This window comes from Nostoc sp. ChiVER01 (assembly GCF_034531155.1).
Lineage (GTDB): Bacteria > Cyanobacteriota > Cyanobacteriia > Cyanobacteriales > Nostocaceae > Nostoc.
Window position 1 is genome coordinate 1 of record NZ_JAVRBS010000064.1, and the last position, 5,569, is coordinate 5,569.

At 49.8% G+C, this 5,569-nt stretch carries 4 protein-coding genes and 1 pseudogene; 3 read left to right on the forward strand and 2 right to left on the reverse strand.

Annotation, left to right across the window (positions count from 1 at the left end):
• Nucleotides 1-230: hypothetical protein (locus RMY00_RS35845; RefSeq protein WP_322652101.1), on the forward strand; the 230-nt coding region annotated here is incomplete at its 5' end.
• 36 nt (nt 231-266) lie between these two features.
• Nucleotides 267-2,576, forward strand: a complete 2,310-nt coding sequence (gene katG / locus RMY00_RS35850) for a catalase/peroxidase HPI (protein WP_322652102.1) — start codon at nt 267-269, stop codon at nt 2,574-2,576.
• A 227-nt stretch (nt 2,577-2,803) separates the two neighbouring features.
• On the opposite strand, the gene RMY00_RS35855 is transcribed toward katG, so the two are convergent.
• Nucleotides 2,804-3,391, reverse strand: a complete 588-nt coding sequence (locus tag RMY00_RS35855; protein ID WP_322652103.1) for a hypothetical protein — start codon at nt 3,389-3,391, stop codon at nt 2,804-2,806.
• 63 nt (nt 3,392-3,454) lie between these two features.
• Nucleotides 3,455-5,215, reverse strand: coding sequence for a strawberry notch family protein (locus tag RMY00_RS35860; protein ID WP_322652104.1), 1,761 nt, complete (start codon nt 5,213-5,215; stop codon nt 3,455-3,457).
• A gap of 16 nt (nt 5,216-5,231) precedes the next feature.
• On the opposite strand from RMY00_RS35860, the pseudogene RMY00_RS35865 reads away from it, so the two are divergent.
• Nucleotides 5,232-5,510: pseudogene (locus tag RMY00_RS35865) on the forward strand (ISAzo13 family transposase); the annotation flags it as partial.
• Between the last annotated feature and the right edge of the window lie 59 nt (nt 5,511-5,569).

Sequence of the window (5,569 nt, forward strand, 5' to 3'; positions counted from 1 at the left end):
TCTTTAGCGATGGCTACGCCCGCCGAAGGCATCGCAGAACTTTTCGGTCTACTGAAATTGTTTATGGTAGACAGGTACAGGAAATGATTGCCATTGAGCAATCTAAAATCGTAGCAGGGGGGGTGGGGTTAGCAAAGGGTAGCTCATTCAGCAATTGCAAGAACTTTAGCGATGAAGGCACTTGCCGTTCAAACCGCCACTTGTGGCGGCGCTCAACACAGCTTGACTAACATAAACTGTTAGAGAGAGAAGAAGGATTGAACTGAATGAATAATAGCTCCATGAACAACAACCCTGCCACCCCTGCTGCACAATGTCCCTTCCGGGGAACCCGCATTGGCGGCGCGCTCGGCTCCAAGCCGCAAGTCGATGATTGGTGGCCGAACCGACTTCAGGTCGAACTGCTTCACCAAAATTTGCCCCAAGCTAACCCACTGCGAGATTTCGATTACAAAGGAGCCTTCGCGAAAATTGACTTTGAACAGTTGAAGAGCGATATCAAAGCGCTGCTGACCGATTCAAAGGACTGGTGGCCCGCCGACTATGGGAATTATGGACCTCAGATGATTCGCATGGCGTGGCACTCAGCAGGCACCTACCGGATCGCGGACGGTCGAGGTGGAGCGAGTCAGGGTCTGCAACGCTTCGCACCTATCAATTCGTGGTGGGATAATGGAAACACAGATAAATCACGACGGCTGCTCTGGCCTATCAAGCAGAAATATGGTGCGGCACTAAGCTGGGCCGATCTGATGGTTCTGACGGGCAACTGCGCGCTCGAAATCATGGGGTTTAAGACCTTCGGTTTTGGTGGCGGTCGCATCGATGCCTGGGAGGCGGATCGCGCGACATACTGGGGACCCGAATTCTGGAACGGCGATCCAGTTGACGATGTTAAGGAACACCCTGGTCATCCTGACGAGATGGTCACTCGCACGATTCGGTGGGTTGGAAAACCGGATGAGCAATACTACGACCTCGAAAACCCACTAGCGGCTTCGCACCAAGCGCTAATTTACGTCAATCCAGAGGGTCCAAACGCTGAAGGCGACCCATCTGGCTCGGCGCGAGACATTCGCGAGACTTTTGCGCGGATGGGCATGAATGACGAAGAAACTGTCGCGCTGATTGCAGGCGGTCATGCCTTTGGCAAAAGTCACGGCATGGTCTCGCCGGACAAGATTGGTCCAGCGCCGGAAGCTGCGCCGATTCAGGCGATGGGCTTAGGGTGGCAGAACGCTGAAGGCACTGGGTTTGCCGAATATACGATGACGAACGGGATCGAAGGATCGTGGACTCCAAACCCAACCCAGTGGGACAATAGTTACCTAACGAATCTTTTTAAGTACGAATGGGAACAAACAAAGAGTCCAGTAGGTGCGATTCAGTGGAAGCCGAGCAATCCTAATGCGCCGAAGACACCGGACGCTCATCTGCTGGGTGTTGAGCACCCGTTAATGATGATGACTTCGGACATTGCGTTAAAGGTCGATCCGGTCTATCACGAGATTTGTCAGCGCTTCTTGGGTGATTTTGATTACTTCAGCGATGCGTTCGCACGCGCCTGGTATAAGCTGATCCATCGGGATATGGGTCCGAAAACGCGCTATCTTGGTCCGGAAGTCCCAGAGGAAGATTTGATCTGGCAAGATCCAATTCCGCCACTGGATCATGATGTCGTTGATGCCGCCGATATCAAGTCTCTCAAGGATCGGATTTTAGCGAGTGGACTCTCGGTTTCGGCGCTCGTGTCAGCCGCTTGGGCGGCGGCATCGAGTCACCGCCATTCCGACAAGCGCGGCGGCGCAAATGGGGCGCGCGTTCGCCTCAATCCTCAGAAGGACTGGGAAATGAATCGCCCGCAGGAACTCGGTGAGGTGCTATCGACCCTTGAGCAAATTCAGGCGGACTTTAACGGCGCTCAGTCGGGCAACAAAAAAATCTCGATCGCAGACCTAATCGTCCTCGGTGGTTGTGCTGCGGTCGAGAAGGCTGCACAAGAGGCTGGACTTTCCGTTGCCGTCCCGTTTACTCCGGGGCGGATGGATACGACTCAGGAGCTGACAGATGCTGAAATGTTTAATTGGCTGAAGCCAGTTTCGGATGGTTTCAGAAATTATCACAATGAGGCGGTTGGCTATAAGGTGAAGCCAGAGCGTATCTTCCTGGATCGAGCGCAGCTCCTCACGCTGACCGCACCCGAATGGACGGTTCTAGTTGGCGGACTTCGGGCGCTCGATCAGAACTGGGACTATTCAAAGCACGGTAGCTTCACTGACCGACCGGGTGTCTTGACCAATGACTTTTTCCGTGTCCTGACCAGTATGGACTACGAGTGGAAGCCTGTTGACAATCGCGAGATGCTTTTTGACATCTGCGATCGCGAAACCGATGCAGCGAAGTTCACCGCAACCCGCTGCGATCTCATCTTCGGCTCGAACGCCCAACTGCGTCAGATTGCTGAAGTCTATGGCGCTGATGATGGTCACGAGCGGATGGTCAAGGACTTCGTTGCAGCCTGGAACAAGGTGATGATGCTTGATCGCTTCGACGTTGACGCTGAACAGACCCGCTAAAGTCTTGAGCGCTCAACACGCCCGAACTCCACGGGTGTATCGCTGCGCTTTGAAGAACTCACCGTGGATAAGAACGCTCCTTATCCACGGGCAGCACAGATGTATGGTGTTGATTTTGCTCGATAAACTCTCAACAAGTATTTTCATGCAGTTTCTTACCCTTTGCGATCGCATCTATAAGTTGCGGGGGAATGAGAAGTTGGAAGATGCCATACCCATCTGTTCTTTTAGCGCTTTTGCCAGTCGATGATCTCGGTGAAACATCCAACAGCCACCAGTCGCTCTGCCAGTGAGATAGCATTGACCAGTTCTATGCGAGGTTCTGCGGCAATGTAAGAACGCCGTAAAGTTACGCCACCCGGTAACTGCTGGGAATAGCCTTCGTTTAGTACTAAAGAGACTAATTCCTGTGTGCTTAACAGCTTGTTCTTGAGTCCGAGTTGTTCAGCCACCGACTGGATATCCTGAGCATTGACCACACGACCGAGAATCTTTTGTCCATCGCTGGTTTGTAGTCGGAATACTCGACTATTCTGCTGTGGTAGTATTTTCCAGATAGGCAATAGAATACCAGTCACTAAATGCAGGTAATCGGTGGTGAACTTGGGCAGTGTGTCTACTTCAGTAGACCATGCCGCAACAAAGGTATCAGCCGAAACCTGCCGCCAAGTGGACGATTCAAAATCTTTGACTGGCACACGGGTTTCTTTCTGTGGGCGAATGAGCAATATCCTCGAAATAACGCCACCGTCAGAGTCGAACGTGCTGTGAGTTGGGATTGCCACTGCCGCATTTCTAGACTTCTCATTTATCATGAGTTTTCCCTGGTGCATACTGACAAGCTCAATCATCTCGTCAGCAGTTTTGATGTTGTTTTTCTAGAGTCGCTCTACCTTGAGGTAATTCGTTATACTACCAGTACCAGGGTGAGTATATACTGGTTCTTGGCCTTCGATGGTGAATTTCTCAGCCCGGAGTGTCTCTACACCCATTTCATAGACCCCCGCCGCGATCGCTGCTTCAATCTGTTGACTTAGCAACAACTCAAAACGCTCAAAAATGGTGTTTAGCATATCGATGCGTAAAGCCAACAGGCGATTGAGGAATTGGCGCAATGCTAAATCCTCTTCAATCGCTTTAATTAACTGCGGACATTTCATGCCAGTCAACAGATGCTTGAAGAATCTTTGCTTGTGCGACTCGAACTGAGACACCGCGCTCATCTTTGCAGCACAGTTGTAAGTCTTGTCACCAGAGATATTACAAGCTTCCAGGGCTTTATCTAAATTATTATGAATAATACCAAAAGCATCAGAATAGCTATTGTAAATCCGTTCTTGCGTGGGCGTTAAATCAATGTAGAGCGTTTGATACTCCACCCCCTCAAACGAGAGACTCCGCGCCAGATAGAGTCCCAAAGCCTTGAGATCCCTGGCTACGACTTCCATCGCGGCGATACCACCGCCCTCAATGGATTCCACAAAATCCTCACGGGAGGTAAACGGAAAATCTCCAGTCTGCCAAAGCCCCAGACGATTTGCATAAGATAGGTTAGAAACCTTCGTCGCTCCACTAGCAGAAACGTAGACAACCCGTGCCTGCGGTAATGCGTTTTGCAACCTCAGCCCAACAATGCCTTGCTGGGATGCTGCAACTATACCGAGTTTACCCTCTTGAGCCATTGCATTGCCCATCGCGTGACACTCATCAAATGCGATCGCTCCCTCAAAGTCCTTGCCTGCCCATTCAACAATTTGCTTGAGCCGACTTTTACCGTTCTTTTGGGATCGTAGAGTTGAGTAGGTGCAGAATAGGATGCCTTGGGTGAAAGGGATTGGATCGCCTAGCTTGATGTTGCCCAGATCAATAATGTCCTTTTCGCTACCGTCTAACGCACACCAATCACGTCTTGCATCCTCAATCAGTGCAGAACTCCTTGATACCCAGATTGCTTTTCTTCGTTCCTGACACCAATTATCGAGGATAATGCCAGCTACCTGTCGCCCCTTACCAGAACCCGTGGAATCGCCCAAGAACCAGCCACGACGGAATTTTACCGCATTTTCTTCGCCCTGAGCCGCAACAGTCACATTATCCCAATAATCATCGACAATATAAGACCCAGACAAAAATTCTGAGTGCGTTTGACCTGCGTAAATCACGCTTTCAAGTTGTGCCTCTGATAACAAGCTTTGTGTGATAATGTTGCTAGGAAGATGCGGTTTGTAAGTTGGTGCTGGTGGTGAGACAAGTGCGAGGGCTGCACTCTCACAAAGCAGTGAGGGATGAGGTAAAGCGTCCTTGATCCGGATTCTTTGTGGGCGATAAGTTTCATATAAAGTATCTTTGAGTCCTTCAGTAGCAGACCACTCGACGACTTCGTATTCCAGCACTACTATGTCGTCTGGAAGAAAGGAAATTGTTTCTGGTTGTGCAACTGTAATACGCTTTGGCAATTGAACGACTTTTGCGATGCCTACGGCGGGCGGGTACGCCATTGCAGTAGCTTTGATATCTGAGCGTTCCCACGAAGATCGCTGTGGCAAATGCTGAATCAACGCCAGCAGTTCGGGCAAGTCCAAGGTTTCGGGAATACAGGGGATGTTGCCGGGATTATCAGCCGGAACTTTGTCGATCACTGTAATCCGAGTGTCGATAGTATTAACTTCTTCACTGAAACAACTATTGAAACAAACAGCATCTCAATTAAAAGGAGCTGCAAAACGCAAATTTCTAGCGTCAACAGTACAGGGTTTAGGTCTAGGAGGGCAGAGACTTGCAGAAATAGAATTGGGCTGGAATCGAGGTACTATCCGTAAAGGGATGAAAGAATTAACAAGCGGCATTACTTGTGTTGATAATATGAGTGCTAAAGGACGCTATAAAGCAGAATTACACTTACCAAATTTTTTAACAGACATAGAAAATATAGTATAGGACTAGTGGTTTGTCTCATAAGTTCTGCTGGGTTAGAATTGAAACAGAGAGTTGAG